Source organism: Pseudomonas sp. EMN2 (assembly GCF_009650555.1).
In the GTDB taxonomy this organism is placed as follows: Bacteria; Pseudomonadota; Gammaproteobacteria; order Pseudomonadales; family Pseudomonadaceae; genus Aquipseudomonas; species Aquipseudomonas sichuanensis.
Genome location: NZ_VZZR01000085.1, coordinates 24,594 through 37,940, shown reverse-complemented (window position 1 = coordinate 37,940; position 13,347 = coordinate 24,594). Strand labels below are relative to the sequence as shown.

16 protein-coding genes are annotated in these 13,347 nt (G+C 61.6%); 9 read left to right on the top strand and 7 right to left on the bottom strand.

The features are described 5' to 3' along the window. Positions 1-138: 138 nt before the first annotated feature. From F6X61_RS22050 to F6X61_RS22035, 4 genes are all read right to left on the bottom strand, one after another. Entirely contained in the window at positions 139-903 is a 765-nt protein-coding gene (locus tag F6X61_RS22050; RefSeq protein ID WP_153788532.1) for a TenA family transcriptional regulator, read from the bottom strand. Positions 904-957: 54 nt separating this feature from the next. Beyond that, positions 958-2,142, bottom strand: a complete 1,185-nt coding sequence (locus F6X61_RS22045; protein WP_153788531.1) for an MFS transporter — start codon at positions 2,140-2,142, stop codon at positions 958-960. Further along, the gene (locus tag F6X61_RS22040; protein WP_256671402.1) at positions 2,143-3,288 is read right to left on the bottom strand and encodes a ThiF family adenylyltransferase; all 1,146 of its coding nucleotides are present in this window, start codon (positions 3,286-3,288) and stop codon (positions 2,143-2,145) included. A 464-nt stretch (positions 3,289-3,752) separates the two neighbouring features. Continuing rightward, positions 3,753-4,658 carry an AraC family transcriptional regulator gene (locus tag F6X61_RS22035; RefSeq protein WP_153788530.1) on the bottom strand — a complete coding sequence of 302 codons (906 nt, stop codon included), beginning with the start codon at positions 4,656-4,658 and terminating at the stop codon, positions 3,753-3,755. 178 nt (positions 4,659-4,836) lie between these two features. Here F6X61_RS22035 and F6X61_RS22030 point away from each other — a divergent pair, with 178 nt between their 5' ends. Both F6X61_RS22030 and F6X61_RS22025 read left to right on the top strand, forming a co-directional pair. Beyond that, on the top strand, positions 4,837-5,889 hold the full coding sequence (locus tag F6X61_RS22030) for an NAD(P)-dependent alcohol dehydrogenase (RefSeq protein WP_153788529.1): 1,053 nt from the start codon (positions 4,837-4,839) through the stop codon (positions 5,887-5,889). A gap of 233 nt (positions 5,890-6,122) precedes the next feature. Continuing rightward, complete coding sequence (locus F6X61_RS22025; protein ID WP_153788528.1) at positions 6,123-7,325, top strand: sugar transporter; 1,203 nt, start codon at positions 6,123-6,125, stop codon at positions 7,323-7,325. On the opposite strand, the gene F6X61_RS22020 is transcribed toward F6X61_RS22025, so the two are convergent. After that, positions 7,322-7,960, bottom strand: a complete 639-nt coding sequence (locus F6X61_RS22020; protein ID WP_153788527.1) for a cupin domain-containing protein — start codon at positions 7,958-7,960, stop codon at positions 7,322-7,324. The two genes, F6X61_RS22025 and F6X61_RS22020, sit on opposite strands and share 4 nt — an antisense overlap. A gap of 11 nt (positions 7,961-7,971) precedes the next feature. After that, on the bottom strand, positions 7,972-8,127 hold the full coding sequence (locus F6X61_RS22015) for a hypothetical protein (RefSeq protein ID WP_153788526.1): 156 nt from the start codon (positions 8,125-8,127) through the stop codon (positions 7,972-7,974). Between the two features lie 157 nt (positions 8,128-8,284). Here F6X61_RS22015 and F6X61_RS22010 point away from each other — a divergent pair, with 157 nt between their 5' ends. The 4 genes from F6X61_RS22010 to F6X61_RS21995 all read left to right on the top strand — a co-directional run bounded on the left by F6X61_RS22010 (position 8,285) and on the right by F6X61_RS21995 (position 11,328). Beyond that, positions 8,285-8,674 carry a GFA family protein gene (locus F6X61_RS22010; RefSeq protein WP_153788525.1) on the top strand — a complete coding sequence of 130 codons (390 nt, stop codon included), beginning with the start codon at positions 8,285-8,287 and terminating at the stop codon, positions 8,672-8,674. Between the two features lie 36 nt (positions 8,675-8,710). Next, positions 8,711-9,163 carry a VOC family protein gene (locus F6X61_RS22005; RefSeq protein ID WP_153788524.1) on the top strand — a complete coding sequence of 151 codons (453 nt, stop codon included), beginning with the start codon at positions 8,711-8,713 and terminating at the stop codon, positions 9,161-9,163. Positions 9,164-9,242: 79 nt separating this feature from the next. Next, a complete protein-coding gene (locus F6X61_RS22000; RefSeq protein ID WP_153788523.1) occupies positions 9,243-10,898 on the top strand; it encodes a metallophosphoesterase in 1,656 nt (551 codons plus the stop codon). Between the two features lie 28 nt (positions 10,899-10,926). Then, positions 10,927-11,328, top strand: coding sequence for a hypothetical protein (locus F6X61_RS21995; protein ID WP_153788522.1), 402 nt, complete (start codon positions 10,927-10,929; stop codon positions 11,326-11,328). Here F6X61_RS21995 and F6X61_RS21990 read toward each other — a convergent pair. After that, complete coding sequence (locus F6X61_RS21990; protein WP_110994761.1) at positions 11,325-11,942, bottom strand: LysE family transporter; 618 nt, start codon at positions 11,940-11,942, stop codon at positions 11,325-11,327. The genes F6X61_RS21995 and F6X61_RS21990 overlap by 4 nt on opposite strands. A gap of 95 nt (positions 11,943-12,037) precedes the next feature. Between F6X61_RS21990 and F6X61_RS21985 the strand changes: the two genes are divergently transcribed. The 3 genes from F6X61_RS21985 (at position 12,038) to F6X61_RS21975 (ending at position 13,302) form a co-directional block, all read left to right on the top strand. Then, the gene (locus F6X61_RS21985; protein ID WP_153788521.1) at positions 12,038-12,286 is read left to right on the top strand and encodes a helix-hairpin-helix domain-containing protein; all 249 of its coding nucleotides are present in this window, start codon (positions 12,038-12,040) and stop codon (positions 12,284-12,286) included. An 81-nt stretch (positions 12,287-12,367) separates the two neighbouring features. Beyond that, positions 12,368-12,586, top strand: coding sequence for an MbtH family protein (locus F6X61_RS21980; protein WP_153788520.1), 219 nt, complete (start codon positions 12,368-12,370; stop codon positions 12,584-12,586). Continuing rightward, complete coding sequence (locus F6X61_RS21975) at positions 12,583-13,302, top strand: thioesterase II family protein (protein ID WP_153788519.1); 720 nt, start codon at positions 12,583-12,585, stop codon at positions 13,300-13,302. Before F6X61_RS21980 ends, F6X61_RS21975 begins: the two co-directional genes overlap by 4 nt. The last annotated feature ends 45 nt before the right edge of the window (positions 13,303-13,347 follow it).

The following is a 13,347-nucleotide window of genomic DNA, read 5'->3' as shown; positions in this document are numbered from 1 at the left end:
CAGTTGGTTAGAGCACCACCTTGACATGGTGGGGGTCGTTGGTTCGAGTCCAATTGTGCCTACCAAACAAAGTCCCGGTATCCGGGCATCAAGAAGGGCGACCCGCAAGGGTCGCCCTTCTTGCGTTTGCGCGCCGTATTACCTGCCCTGCATTGGCATGGGTGCCCCAGAGCATTGATCGTCGATCAGTTTTTGCAAGATGGCGTCGAACATGTCGCATCGCTTGGCGATCGCCAGGTGCCCGGCCGCGATTGCCTGCGTTTTCCTTGCGGGTGATTGATCCGTCATGCGCTTGAGGATGCCCAGCATTTTCAGGGCATGGTCTTCGTCTTCGTCGATGTGTAAACGGAAGAACTCCTGGCCCGCTTCGCTGACGCCCAGGTGCTCCAGCGCCATCAGCATGGGCGGATAGATCAGCGGCACGATAGCCTCTGCCCCCAGGCACAGGGCAGCAAGACCTTCAGCAGGATCATCTTGGCGGCACAAGCCCAGAATGGTGCGTGCCAGGTCGGCGGTCTGAGGTAAAGGTTCCTCTGTCAGCGGCGTGGCACCCACGCTTCGAAGCGTCTTTTGAAACAGTTCCGCGTGGGTGGCGTCGTGGTCACCCTCGACGCCCATTTCTTCCAGAAGGTTTGCCATCAGCAGCTTGATGTCGTCGAGTGAGTCGAGGCGGCTGATGATCGCGCAAAGGAAGCGGGTGAAGTGGCGAGCGTAAAAGTGATGCTGCGTCAGCACTTGGCGCATGCCCTCCAGGGAAACGCATCCTGAGCGCATGGCTTTGAGCAATGGGTGATCGATCAGGGTGTGCAGCGTTTCGTCGCTCAACCATTCACCCCACGCTGGCAGGATCGTGACGGTTGCATTCTGGGGGCTGTTGCGGATCAAGGGATTGGTTCTGGTCATACTGAGGCCTTTGAAGTTCCTTGGCAGTGGTGCGGTGATGTGTACGGGTGATGATCAGGGTTCCAGGGACGGTTGCGTCGCGACGGAGCCCGAGTAGGCGAGCAACGAGGCCAGGGTGATGCAGATGCCACCTGAGGCCAGAACCAGCGCACTGCTGGAGAAGTGCAGAAGCAACCACCCACTCAGCAGGCTTGCAGGCGGGATGGCGAGATAGGCGATCAGTCGCGTCACGCCAACCGTGCGCCCCAGGATCGCCTGCGGTACGGTCTGCTGCCGGTAGGTGAAGAAGGCAATGACCACTACCGACTGGCAGCAAGTGGAGAGCGCCCAGAATGCCGACAGTGACCAAGGCGTTTGCGTGAAGGCTCCGGCGAGCGTGAACAGTCCGGCGAGCAGGCAACTGTGCCTGATCAGAGCGCCAGCCTGACAGCGTTTTGCAAGCATCGCCCCCAGTAGGGAACCTGCAACTGCGCCGCAGCTGATGAGTCCGTAGTAATAGCCCAACTGCGTCGAGGGGACCGCCAGGATGCTGGTGTAGAGATAGACCAGGCTGGCGCCGATCAGCGCGAAACCGAAGTTGCAGAAAAAGAACAGCGTTACCAGTGCACGCAGCTCCTTGTTCTCGATGACATAGGAAAAACCGGTACTGATTTCGCGAAGGATAGGGCGGCTGGTCGGTTGTGGTTTGTGTCGCTCCTCGAGCTGATAGCAAAGCGGCAAGGAGATCGCGAAACCCAGGACGGCAAGGATGAGAAGCTGGTCCTTGCTGGTCAAGGTCAGGGCTGCCGCAATACCGAGGGGGGCTGCAATGCGGATCATGTTGTCGCTGGCGTTAACGACCGCATTGAAGGTATGCAGCCTCCCTTTCTCGATGATCGAGGGCGCGATGCTCTGGAACGCTGGGTGATGGGTAGCGCGTACGCTGGTCAAAAGGAAGGTGAGCAGCAGCAGCACGCTGCACAGTAGCAACCCTGATAACAGCTGTAGCGCGGCATACAGCACAAGCCCTGTCACCAGGCTTAGCAGGTCGCCACCGACCAGAAGCCGGCGCTTGCTAAAGCGATCACTCCATGCGCCGGCAAAGGGTGTGACCAGGATATAGGGTGCTATTGCGACAAGGTAGGCCGAGGACGTCCAGACCGGAGAGCCAGTTTGCTCATAAATGTACAGCGGTATGAGAAAGGCAATCACCCAGGAGCAGGTGGCGGTGGTGAAATAGGACGCCAACAGTTTGAGCATTCATTGAGTCCCCGTGCGTGCCGATGGCATCGGCGTATGCACCAGGTGACCGCACACCGCACAGTCCGGTCTTCTTTCCCACGTTTCGGCAATGCCGACACCAAGGTCATCGAAGGTGAACTCCTTGAGCTTGTTGGTCAGCTGAGGGGGCTGGCAACCCGTGATGATCTTGACGCATTCACTGACCATCATGCCCGCTGTCACTGCGACCAGAGGCACCAGTGCCGGCCCGGGGTGTTGGTAGGTGATGTCGTACTGTTTGGCCATGGTCGAAATGCAATTGACCGTGGCGCTCTTGCTTCGTGCTGACGTCAGCCAGCACGCGCCGCAACCCGAAACACCAGGAACAACGGAGTAGAAGACTGAGCGGCGGACATCCAGGCCACCCGATATAAAGGGTACTTGCTGTTGGACGCAGCCTTCATTTAGCCAGTCGGCCATGTAGTTTGCGGGCTTGTCGGCAACACAGATCACCAGGTCATGGCCCGCGACGATATCGGCCAACTGCTGAGATGAGGCGATGCGGGTCGCATGTGTGCGGATATGAAGGTGGCTGTTGAATTCGAGCAGTCGCTGCTTGGCTGTATCGACCTTGGCACTTCCAATGTCAGATTCTTTATAAAGTATTTGGCGATTCAAGTTGCTGAGTTCAATGCTGTCAAAGTCCAGGATGGTCAGGTCATGAATGCCCAGGGCAACCAGGTCGAACAGCACGTGAGTGCCCAGGCCGCCGCAGCCAAGCACGCATATCCTCGCGCAGCGCAGGGCCTCCTGATAAGTGAACTTGTTTTCGTCAGCAGCCATCATGGAACCGAAGAAATCAATGTTCCGCGAAAACCGTGAACGGTCATGAGTTGACAGGGAAGTGGACTGCAATGCCGTAGGTACTTCAAGCAGTCGGTGCTGGATAAGGTCCTTTGCTACCTGCTGGATGGCTGCTTCAGTGGTGCAAGGGTGGCGGCGGGCGACCGCCCTGGCCAGCTCATCGACAGGCGTGTTGCCGTCCAGTGTGTTGATGAAGTCCCACACCGCACCGTGCGGGTCTGGAATCTTGGCATATTGGCCGTTGAAACGAAGGACTACTTGGCCGTCAAGTTGGTAAGGAATGATAGTTGGCTTAAGGCATAACGTCATGTGCATGGTCATGTGCATGCGCCTCAGAAGAATGAATGCAGGTGGTGCAGAACCGGGGGTTTAGATAACCCCGGTTCTGCAGAAGGCTCAGCCGATTTGCGAATCGCCGGCCGAGGAGGCTTTTTCAAAAGTCATCGTGATGTCCTCAATGACGTTTTTGGGTCAGCAGTTGTCGTTAAGTTTTCTGCTGGGTGAGAGTGCGCGCAGATGAAACTTAGAACAGGTTTGAGTGGCGTGCGAAGTGTTGGTGTTTCTGGATGTGTATTGCTGATTGATGTTTAAACTCGCTAGCGAGATATTTATTTTTTATTTGTGAGGTGTTTATGAGTTTTATGTAGGTAATTTCCTGGGGTGGCGCAAATAAATAAACATGTAGCAGTAATGTAGGGAGCATCAAACTCCCGATTGATCAATCCATCGACTGTCTTGGTGGGCAATGCACACTTTGGCGATTGCTTGCCAACAAAGGCGAGGCCTCACACCGGCAAGCTCTGGTACGGCTGTTCTTCCCCTGGGCTGCGGGCGAATTCGCGCTTGTACTCGCGGCTGAACTGCGAAGTGCTCTGATAACCCACCCGGTGCGCCGCCTGGGCCACGCCCAGGCCTTCGCCGATCAGCATCTGCTGGGCCTTGAGCAGGCGCAGGCGCTTGAGGTACTGCATCGGCGCCAGGTCGGTGCTGCGCTTGAAGTGCTCGTGGAAGGTCGACACGCTCATGTTGGCCCGGCTGGCCAGCTCTTCCACGCTCAGGGCTTCGGCGTAGTGCTCGCGCAAGAAGGCCAGGGCGGCGCCGATGCGAGCGAAGTGTCCCTGCTGTTCGACCAGCGCCCGCAAAACCCCGGCCTGTGGTCCGCGCAAGGCGCAGTAGAGCACCTCGCGCACCCGTGCCGGGCCCAGCACCTTGGCGTCCAGCGGGTCTTGCAGGCACTGCAGCAGGCGTTCGACGCTGCCGCGCATGGCTGCGTCCAACGCCGCCGAGCTCATCGATTGCGGGGTTTGCACCTGCACCGCGGCATCCGGTGCCAGGTTCATGCTTTGCACCAGCTCCCCCAACTGCGCCCGGTCGATATCCACCGATACACCTAGCAGCGGCGCGTCCGGGGTGGCGAAGGTCTCGCACATGAACGGCACCGACAGCGCCTGGATCAGGTAATGCCCGGCGCCGTACTCCAGGGTGCGCGGCCCCAGGCGCGCCAGTTTGCTGCCCTGGGCCAGGATGATCAGGCTCGGCTCGTAGATCTGCGGGCTGCTGGCCACGTAGTGGTCCCAGGTCAGCACCTGCACCTGGGGCAGGGCGGTTGGCACGAAGCCTGGGCGCGTGGCGAGGCCGCGGATCAATGAGCAGAGCGTGGCGTTGGCATCCACGTGGCGGGTGAGGTGCATGATCAACCTGGGCAGAGAATCGGACAGTGGCATCTTCGCAGAATCGCAGTTCAGCGCCAGAGGTGGCCTGGCGATTCCGGAGAATCAGGCATGCATGCCGGAGAATCGGCGATGGGCGAGGGCGGTTTGGACGCCCAAAATGCGCCGCCTGAATCGTTTCACTCTTCGAGGTTCCCCCATGTACAACGCCATCGGCTACGCCGCCCAGACCCCCAGCAGCCCCCTGGCTCCCATGACCTTCCAGCGCCGCAGCCCGCGCGCCGATGATGTCGCCATCGAGATCCTCTACTGCGGCGTGTGCCACTCCGACATTCACCAAGCGCGCAACGAGTGGGGCATTGCCGTATACCCGCTGATGCCGGGCCACGAGATCGTTGGCCGCGTCACAGCAGTAGGTGAAAAAGTCAGCCGCTATCAGGTCGGTGACCTGGTCGGCGTGGGCTGCATGGTCGACTCCTGCCGCCAGTGCGAGGCTTGCCGCCAGGACGTCGAGCAGTACTGCCTGCAAGGCCCGACCATGACCTACGCCACCCCCGATCGTGTGGACGGTAGCAACACCATGGGCGGCTACTCCAACAGCATCGTGGTCAGCGAACACTTCGTGCTGCGCATCCCCCAGGGCATGGACCTGGCCAGCGCAGCGCCGATTCTCTGCGCCGGCATTACCACCTATTCGCCACTCAAGCACCACGGCGTCGGCCCCGGCCACAAGGTCGGCGTGCTGGGCATGGGCGGCCTGGGCCACATGGGCATCAAGTTCGCCAAGGCGCTGGGCGCCGAAGTGACCCTGTTCACCCGCTCTGCGAGCAAGGCCGAAGAAGCGCGCCGCCAGGGCGCTGACCATGTGATTGTGTCCACCGATGCCGAACAGATGCGTGGCGCTGCCGGGCGCTTTGACTTCCTGCTCGACACCATTCCGGTGCAGCATGACCTCAACCCCTACCTGGAAACCCTGGCGTTTGGTGGCGTGCACATTCTGGTCGGGCTGATCGAGCCGGTGGATCCGCCGGTACATGCTGCCAACCTGGTGATGAAGCGCCGGGTGCTGGCCGGTTCGTTGATCGGCGGTATCGCCGAAACCCAGGAGGTGCTGGATTTCTGTGCCGAGCACGGGATCAGTTGTGATATCGAGATGCTCGATATCCGCAATATCAACCAGGCCTATGAGCGGATGATCGTCGGGGATGTGAAGTATCGGTTCGTGATCGACATGGCGACGTTGCAGTCCTGATCTTATCGCGGGGCAAGCCCGCTCCCACGACGGCATTGATGGTCGTGGGAGCGGGCTTGCCCCGCGATTGCGTTGTGGCGTCTTGCCATGGCCGCGCCCTGTGGTTGTGACGCCCGCCCTTGATGCGTACCATGCCCGGCATCCTTCCAATAACAACACGTGCGTCAACGGCCCTGATCCCCGGCCGCCGACGCGCGCCCTGTTGCCTTGCCCGCGGAGAAACACCCCTTCACATGAATGGCCCCGTACCTACTTCAATGCCGCCCACCGCCGGCACCGGCAGTTGGCTGAGCGTCATCGCCCTGGCGCTGGCGGCGTTCATCTTCAACACCACCGAGTTCGTCCCGGTGGCGCTGCTCAGCGACATCGGCCGCAGCTTCGACATGACCACCGCGCAGGTCGGCCTGATGCTGACCATCTACGCCTGGGTAGTGGCGCTGGCCTCGCTGCCGATGATGCTGATGACCCGCAACATCGAGCGCCGCCGCCTGCTGTTGCTGGTGTTCCTGGTGTTCATCGTCAGCCATGTGCTGTCGTGGCAGGCGCAAAGCTTCGCCATGCTGCTGGTCAGCCGCATCGGCATCGCCCTGGCCCATGCGGTGTTCTGGGCCATCACCGCGTCGCTGGCGGTGCGTGTGGCGCCGCCGGGGCAGCAGGCCAAGGCCCTCGGGCTGCTGGCCACCGGCACCACCCTGGCGATGGTCATGGGTATTCCGCTGGGGCGGGTGGTGGGTGAGGCGCTGGGCTGGCGGGTGACTTTCCTGGGCATTGCCGGGGTGGCGCTGGGGACCATGCTCTGCCTGATGAAATCGCTGCCGCTGCTGCCCAGCCAGAACTCGGGCTCGCTGCGCAGCCTGCCGATCCTGTTCAAGCGCCCGGCGCTGGTGATCACCTATGTGCTGGTGACGCTGGTGATCACCGCGCAGTTCACGGCTTACAGCTACATCGAGCCCTTCGCCCTGCACGTGGCGCAGATCGGCGGCGAGCGCACCACGCTGCTGCTGTTGCTGTTCGGTGGCGCGGGCGTGTTCGGTTCGCTGCTGTTCAGTCGCTACAGCGATCGCTTCCCCCATGGCTTCCTGGTCGGTTCGATCGGTGCGCTGGCGACCTGCCTGCTGTTGCTGTTGCCGCTGTCGGGCAACTTCTACCTGTTCGCTGGCTTGAGCATGGTCTGGGGCATCGCGATCTTGAGCTTTAGCCTGTCGCTGCAGTCCAAGACCCTCAAGCTCGCCTCGGACGCCACCGACGTGGCCATGGCGCTGTTCTCGGGCATCTACAACATCGGCATCGGCGGTGGCGCGCTACTGGGCAGTATCGTCAGCAGCCAGGCGGGTGTGGCGAATATCGGCATGGTCGGCGGGGGCGTGGCGGTGGTCGGGCTGCTGCTGGCGGCGGCCAGCACCCGCCGATTCCGTGAGGCGCTGGGCGGGGCTTAGTCCCCCAGGTTCAGCGCGGCCTCTTTAAGCCAGACCCGCGCGCCCTCGCTACCGGCCTTGAATTCGACGGCCTGCCCCGCCGGCAGGCGCATCCAGCTCCAGGTCGGCAGGCTGCCCGCCGTGCCGTGCAACTGGCCGGCCAGTACCAGCAGCTCCAGCCCACGGCCATTGTCCCAGCAGCAGGTTTCACCGGGTTGCAGCACTTCCAACCAGACCCGTTCATGGTCATTTTCGAACAGCCTTCCGCCCTGCGCGGGTAACTGCATGACCAGCGCCTGGCGATCCTGCGCATGGAACTGACGCAGGCGCACGAATATCACGCAGCCCTCGCTGGCGCCCGGGGCATGGGCGCTGCCCGGTGGGTTGCGCACGTAGCTGCCGACCGGGTAACGGCCGTGCTCATCCTCGAACACCCCTTCCAGCACCACGAACTCCTCGCCGGCACCGTGCACATGGGCACTGAAACGGCTGCCCGGCGCATAACGCACCAGCGAGGTGGCCCGCGCCTTCTCGCCGCCGACCCGGTACAGCATGCGCCGCTCGACGCCGGGCAGTGGGCTGGGCAACCACGGCAGTGCGGCGCCATGTACGGTCACGGGGCGGGACAGGTCAGCGTTCAGCTGCAGGTCGTGCATGCGGGCTCCAGTCAGCGCAGGAAGGGGTTGCGCAGGCGCACCCAGACAATCGCCGGCAGGGCCATCAGCAACCATTTGAGGTAGCGGTTCACGTCGTACTGTTCGCAGGCCACGCCGATGACGGTGCACACCACCACCACCGCGAGGAACTCGATCATCTTGTGCATCGGTTGCTTTCCATCATTGGCGCAAAGGAGGGCGCGCACTTTACCAGTTGGCAGGCCAGCATAGCGCCGTTGCATTTCGCCGTAACATTTTCACGCTTTACAGTTGAGCGTGCCCAGCTACCGTCCTGCCAGTTTCATCAGCCAAGGACGCGCCCCCATGCCTACTCACTACGGCGGCTGCCTGTGCGGCCGTATCCGCTTCAGTGCTCGCGGTACGCCGCGGTTTCCCCATACCTGCTCCTGCCATATGTGCCAGCGCCACTCCGGCAGCTTGACCCTGTGCTGGGTGGAGTTCGACAAGGCCGACGTGTCGTGGACCGGGGAGGGCGGGGTGCCGAGCCTGTATCGCTCTTCCGAAGGCTCCAGCCGCGCCTTCTGCCCGACCTGCGGCAGCTCCCTCGGCGCCATCGACGATGCGCCTACGGTAGCTTTGCTGCTGGGGTGTTTTGACGCGAAAGGGGCCGAGGCCTTGCGGCCGACCGCGCATTCGTTCAGCACCTCGCGACCAACTTGGTGGACGCCCGACGTTCGCACTGACACCCTGTGAGCGGCCAGCCCAACCAACACGTCATGGAAGATCGCAATGTTCAAGCGCAACAGTCTGGTCCCCGAACTGATCGTCAGCGACCTCGAGGCCAGCCTCGGTTTCTGGGTTTCACTGCTGGGTTTCGACATCGCCTATCAACGCCCGGAACAGCGTTTCGCCTATCTGGACCTGAACGGGTCGCAGGTCATGCTCGAACAGCTCGACCCCGATGACAACTGGCTTACCGGCCCGTTGGAAAAACCCCTGGGGCGGGGCATGCACCTGCAGATCGACGTGGTGGCGGTCGAGCCACTGATCGAGCGTCTCGAGCAGCAACGCTGGCCGCTGTTCAGGCCCTGCGAGGAGGTGTGGTACCGGGTGGGAGAGGCTGAAGTGGGGCTGCGCCAGTTCCTGGTGCAAGACCCCGACGGCTACCTGCTGCGCTTGGCGCAGTCGCTGGGGGAGAGGCCAGTTTCTGAGCGCAGTCAAACACGTCTGCTAGAAGCCTAGACCTAGTAAAATTGTCAGTGCCTCGTACAAGATTTGTTCAATAGAGTCTGCAGGGAGATACCCAGCCGAGACGCTAAAAATGAACAATAAATACTTAACTCGAGCAGCGATAAGTCTTTCGGCTGCGCTGGCAATATCAGCCTGCGCAGTGACCGCTGGCAACTCAAACCTTGCAACTCCCCCTCCAGCCGAACCACAACGTGTTGCGCCGATTTTTCACTTCAACTGGGTGATATCCTCCGATCCACAATTCCCGCGAATAAATATGGGTGGCGACGGCCCCGCATTTGACGAGAGCCTGTCTCGCCAGTTGATATCGGCGCAATACAACAATATCAATGCCTTCAGAAACGCCAATGGCGGTGCAGCGAACGTTCCTGTTTTCATCAATGGCGATCTGACTGAGTTTTATCATGGCAATCAGGCTCGCGAAATAAAAGGTCTGATGGCTATGCTCGGCCCTGCTGTTTATTATGGCCTGGGCAATCATGACTACGACAACAATGTGGATGACTGTCAGTACAATGGATGTGCACGGGATGCTGTAAGGGATGCCTACGCGCATGGCCAGGCCATAAGTGCGGAAGCCCTGGACATGACGGTCACCTATGACAGCTGGACGAACCACCAACTCTGGAGAGGAAGCCTGGCGTATGCAAAGATGCTCAGCGACTTCATGTTCATTCAGTTGCACAATCATCCGGCTTACCAACGGAACTTCAAGGCCGATGAAGACCCCAATAAATCATTCACTTTCGATATAAAACAATCGCTTGACTGGCTTGAAGCACGGCTGCGCGCCGCGAAAGATGCAGGTAAAATACCGATCATTAATATGCATCGTCCTCCGTTAGATCCCACAGATGGTTACTCCTTAGCGGATATCGAGCGATTCAAGAAATTGGTCGAAGACTATGGCGTCAAGGCCATTTTCTATGGGCATACCCATCTCATCGAAAAAGGCAGCTTCGGCAGTGTGCCCACCTTCAACAGTGGCGCCGCCCATAATAAGAACTTCCTGGTCGCCCAGTACAATATTCGCCATGGCGAAGTGACCGTCAAGCAAGCCACTGATAACGTGGTTCAAACGAGTCCCTATGGCACGTTCAAGGTCAAGGATGCGCAAATGGCAAGCGATCTTTCAACAGAGATATACATCATTCCAGACATGGCCGACCTCACGGTCAAGCAACCCCCTATACCTTATTTACTGTGGACGTCGGTGACGCTACAAGTAGCAGGCCAACCGCCAAGGACCCTCGATTTCCCGGCTGACAAAGAAGATGGCACGGTCAAATGGCGAATTGAAAACTTGAGCCCGAACACCGAGTACACGCTGTCGTACACAGCCCACTCCGAAAAGGGCACGTCCATTTCCGGTAGCAAACCGTTCAAGACGACCCCCAGGCTGGACCCGGTAAAAGATTGGTGTGCGCATCCCTACGCGGGCGACGGTACCGAGTCTGGCTGGAGGGCTAGCTGGGAGCGTGGAGAAAACTGGGGCGCCCTGAGGATGATGTACGAGCTGAACGTATATGGCGAGAACGGTGCAGTCGTGAAGCAGCTTGCCCTCACACCGGACATGGACGGCTTTATCGCTGCCTCCGTCTGGCATGACTACCGCGGCAAGAGTCACCAGATTGGCGTCAGGGCATTCAACATGAGCAGCCCCTCTGATTCGGCACCGCCCAGGAAGTACCCGCTGGATCTGCTGCCTATCATGGTTTGCCACTAGAGGCCTGGGGGCAGGCTATCCTTGCCCCATGACCAACCAACCTCCACTACGCCACCCATGCCCCCCGGGCGCCTGCGACTGCGGCCGCGAGCAACTGCTCGATGGCCCGGCCGAAGGTCGGCGCATCCTGCTGCTTACCCGCGAGGAAGAAAAGCGCCTGGTCGAACGCCTGGAAAACCTCAGGGACCTCGACGACCTCCATCATCTTCAAGGGCGCCTGTACCAGAACCTCGGCATTCGCGTGCACATCGCCCCCGGCTACAACGAGGTGCGCACCATGCGCGGCATCGTCATCGAACTGGAGGCGTTGCCCGGCCTGTGCCGCAAGACCCGCCAGGCGATCCCCGCCGCCATCCGCCGTGGCCTGGAGCGCAATCCGCAGGTGGCGTATCGCCTGCTGGATGCCCACGATTTGCTGGGTGGCGCCTAGCGCATTGCCGCCAGCTTGATCCCGAACCCAACCAGGCAAGCCCCCGCCAATCGCTCCAGCAGGTTGCTCACCCGTGGGCTGGCACGCATGCGCTCGGCCAGGTGGTGGGTGAGCAGCACGGCCACCAGGCCGTAGAGCAGGGTCAGCGCTGCCACGGTCACCGCCATGAAGCCGAAGGTCAACATGCCCTGGTGCTTCACCGGGTCGATGAACAGTGGGAAGAACGCCATGTAGAACATGATCGCCTTGGGGTTTAGCAGGGTGATCATCATGGTCTGGCGCAGGTAGCGCCCGCCGGCCATGCCACTGTCGCGCGGCGCCGCGCCGGGCTTGCTCAGCACCATGCGCAAGCCGAGCCAGGCCAGGTAGGCGGCGCCGGCCCACTGCACCACGTGGAAGGCTGCCGGGTACGCCGCCAGCAAGGTGGCCACGCCCGCCACCGCCAGCCACATCAGCACCTGATCACCGAGGATCACCCCGAAGGTGGCGGCCAGCCCGCCCTTGATGCCGCCTTTGCCGGTGGCGGTGATCAGGGCGAAGTTGCCGGGGCCGGGGATCGCCAGGAGGATAAGGAACGCAATCACGAAAGCGCCGTAGTCGGTAACGCCGAGCATGTGGGAGTTCTCCAGGTGCGGGGTTGGCGGGCAGAAGACGATATATGCCATCATCCGCAGCGCTTGCAAAGCCGCAACATCACAAGGAGGTGAGGATGGCGTTTTCAGCCGATGAACGTGAGCAACTGCTGGCGGTCAAGGGCGTCGGCCCGACCGTGCTGCAGCGCTTGGAACAGCTCGGCTACAGCTCGCTGGCACAGTTGGCCCAGGCCGACGCCCGGCACATCGTCGAAGCCGCCGCCAGCCTGGTCGGCTCCAGTTGCTGGAAGAACAGCCCCCAGGCTCGCAGCGCGATTCAGGCCGCCATTGCCCAGGCCAGGTCATCGACCGGTGCCACCGGCTAATTTTCTCCAACCGTTTTTCGTTTCCTTGAGAGCCACGCTGCGCCCCGCGCATTCGGCCCTCATCATCCAAGGAGACAGGCAATGACTTCCGTTTTCGATCGCGACGACATCGTGTTCCAGGTAGTGATCAACCACGAAGAGCAATATTCCATCTGGCCCGACTACAAGGCCATCCCCAATGGCTGGCGCGCGGCCGGCAAAAGCGGCCTGAAGCAGGACTGCCTGGCCTGGATCGATGAAGTCTGGACCGACATGCGCCCGCTGAGCCTGCGCCAACAGATGGCCGCAGCCGCGCAGTGAGCACGGTGAACCTGCTGTGCCTGCCGTACTCCGGGGCCAGCGCCATGGTCTACAGCCGCTGGCGGCGCAAGCTGCCGGCCTGGCTGCAGGTGCGCCCGGTGGAGCTGCCGGGCCGCGGCGCGCGGCTGGGCGAGGCGTTGCACACCGACATGCAGGCCCTGGCCCGGCAACTGGCCAGCGAGCAGCGCCTGGCGGCCAACGCCCCCTACGCCTTGCTCGGGCACAGCCTGGGGGCGCTGGTGGCCTTCGAACTGGCCCACGAGCTGCAGGCACTGGGCTGCGCGCCACCGTTGGCGCTGTTCGCCTGCGGCACCGCGGCGCCGACCCGACGCGAGGACTATGACGGTGCGAACTGGCGCGAGCCGAAGAGCGACGAAGCGCTGCTGGCCGAACTGCGCAAGCTGGGCGGCACGCCCGAGGAAGTGCTGGCCAACCAAGAGCTGATGAGCCTGACGCTGCCGGTGGTGCGCGCCGACTTCCTGCTGTGCGGCCGCTATGCCTACCGCCAGCGGGCGCCGTTGCACTGCCCGCTGCATGTGCTCGGCGGCGACACCGACCGTGCCAACGCCGAGCAGCTGCAGGCCTGGCGCCGCGAGTCCCAGGGCGAGTTCAGCCTCGAGATGTTCCCCGGCGGGCACTTCTTCATTCACGAACATGAAGACCGTGTGCTGGGCGCGCTGACCGGGGCACTCGAGCCGTTGCGGCTCAGCGCCTGATTGACGTCACCCCTTGCCTGGGCGAGGCTTGTCGCCTGTGTGGCG

What these genes read in the sequence shown, in the direction of transcription:
- F6X61_RS22020 (WP_153788527.1), bottom strand. Translation starts at nt 7,960, where the DNA reads ATGCACGACCTGCAGCTGAACGCTGACCTGTCCCGCCCCGTGACCGTA.
- F6X61_RS22040 (WP_256671402.1), bottom strand. Translation starts at nt 3,288, where the DNA reads ATGACCATGCACATGACGTTATGCCTTAAGCCAACTATCATTCCTTAC.
- F6X61_RS22015 (WP_153788526.1), bottom strand. Translation starts at nt 8,127, where the DNA reads ATGCACAAGATGATCGAGTTCCTCGCGGTGGTGGTGGTGTGCACCGTC.
- F6X61_RS21995 (WP_153788522.1), top strand. Translation starts at nt 10,927, where the DNA reads ATGACCAACCAACCTCCACTACGCCACCCATGCCCCCCGGGCGCCTGC.
- F6X61_RS22010 (WP_153788525.1), top strand. Translation starts at nt 8,285, where the DNA reads ATGCCTACTCACTACGGCGGCTGCCTGTGCGGCCGTATCCGCTTCAGT.
- F6X61_RS21990 (WP_110994761.1), bottom strand. Translation starts at nt 11,942, where the DNA reads ATGCTCGGCGTTACCGACTACGGCGCTTTCGTGATTGCGTTCCTTATC.
- F6X61_RS22000 (WP_153788523.1), top strand. Translation starts at nt 9,243, where the DNA reads ATGAACAATAAATACTTAACTCGAGCAGCGATAAGTCTTTCGGCTGCG.
- F6X61_RS21985 (WP_153788521.1), top strand. Translation starts at nt 12,038, where the DNA reads ATGGCGTTTTCAGCCGATGAACGTGAGCAACTGCTGGCGGTCAAGGGC.
- F6X61_RS22050 (WP_153788532.1), bottom strand. Translation starts at nt 903, where the DNA reads ATGACCAGAACCAATCCCTTGATCCGCAACAGCCCCCAGAATGCAACC.
- F6X61_RS22030 (WP_153788529.1), top strand. Translation starts at nt 4,837, where the DNA reads ATGTACAACGCCATCGGCTACGCCGCCCAGACCCCCAGCAGCCCCCTG.
- F6X61_RS21980 (WP_153788520.1), top strand. Translation starts at nt 12,368, where the DNA reads ATGACTTCCGTTTTCGATCGCGACGACATCGTGTTCCAGGTAGTGATC.
- F6X61_RS22035 (WP_153788530.1), bottom strand. Translation starts at nt 4,658, where the DNA reads ATGCACCTCACCCGCCACGTGGATGCCAACGCCACGCTCTGCTCATTG.
- F6X61_RS22045 (WP_153788531.1), bottom strand. Translation starts at nt 2,142, where the DNA reads ATGCTCAAACTGTTGGCGTCCTATTTCACCACCGCCACCTGCTCCTGG.
- F6X61_RS22005 (WP_153788524.1), top strand. Translation starts at nt 8,711, where the DNA reads ATGTTCAAGCGCAACAGTCTGGTCCCCGAACTGATCGTCAGCGACCTC.
- F6X61_RS22025 (WP_153788528.1), top strand. Translation starts at nt 6,123, where the DNA reads ATGAATGGCCCCGTACCTACTTCAATGCCGCCCACCGCCGGCACCGGC.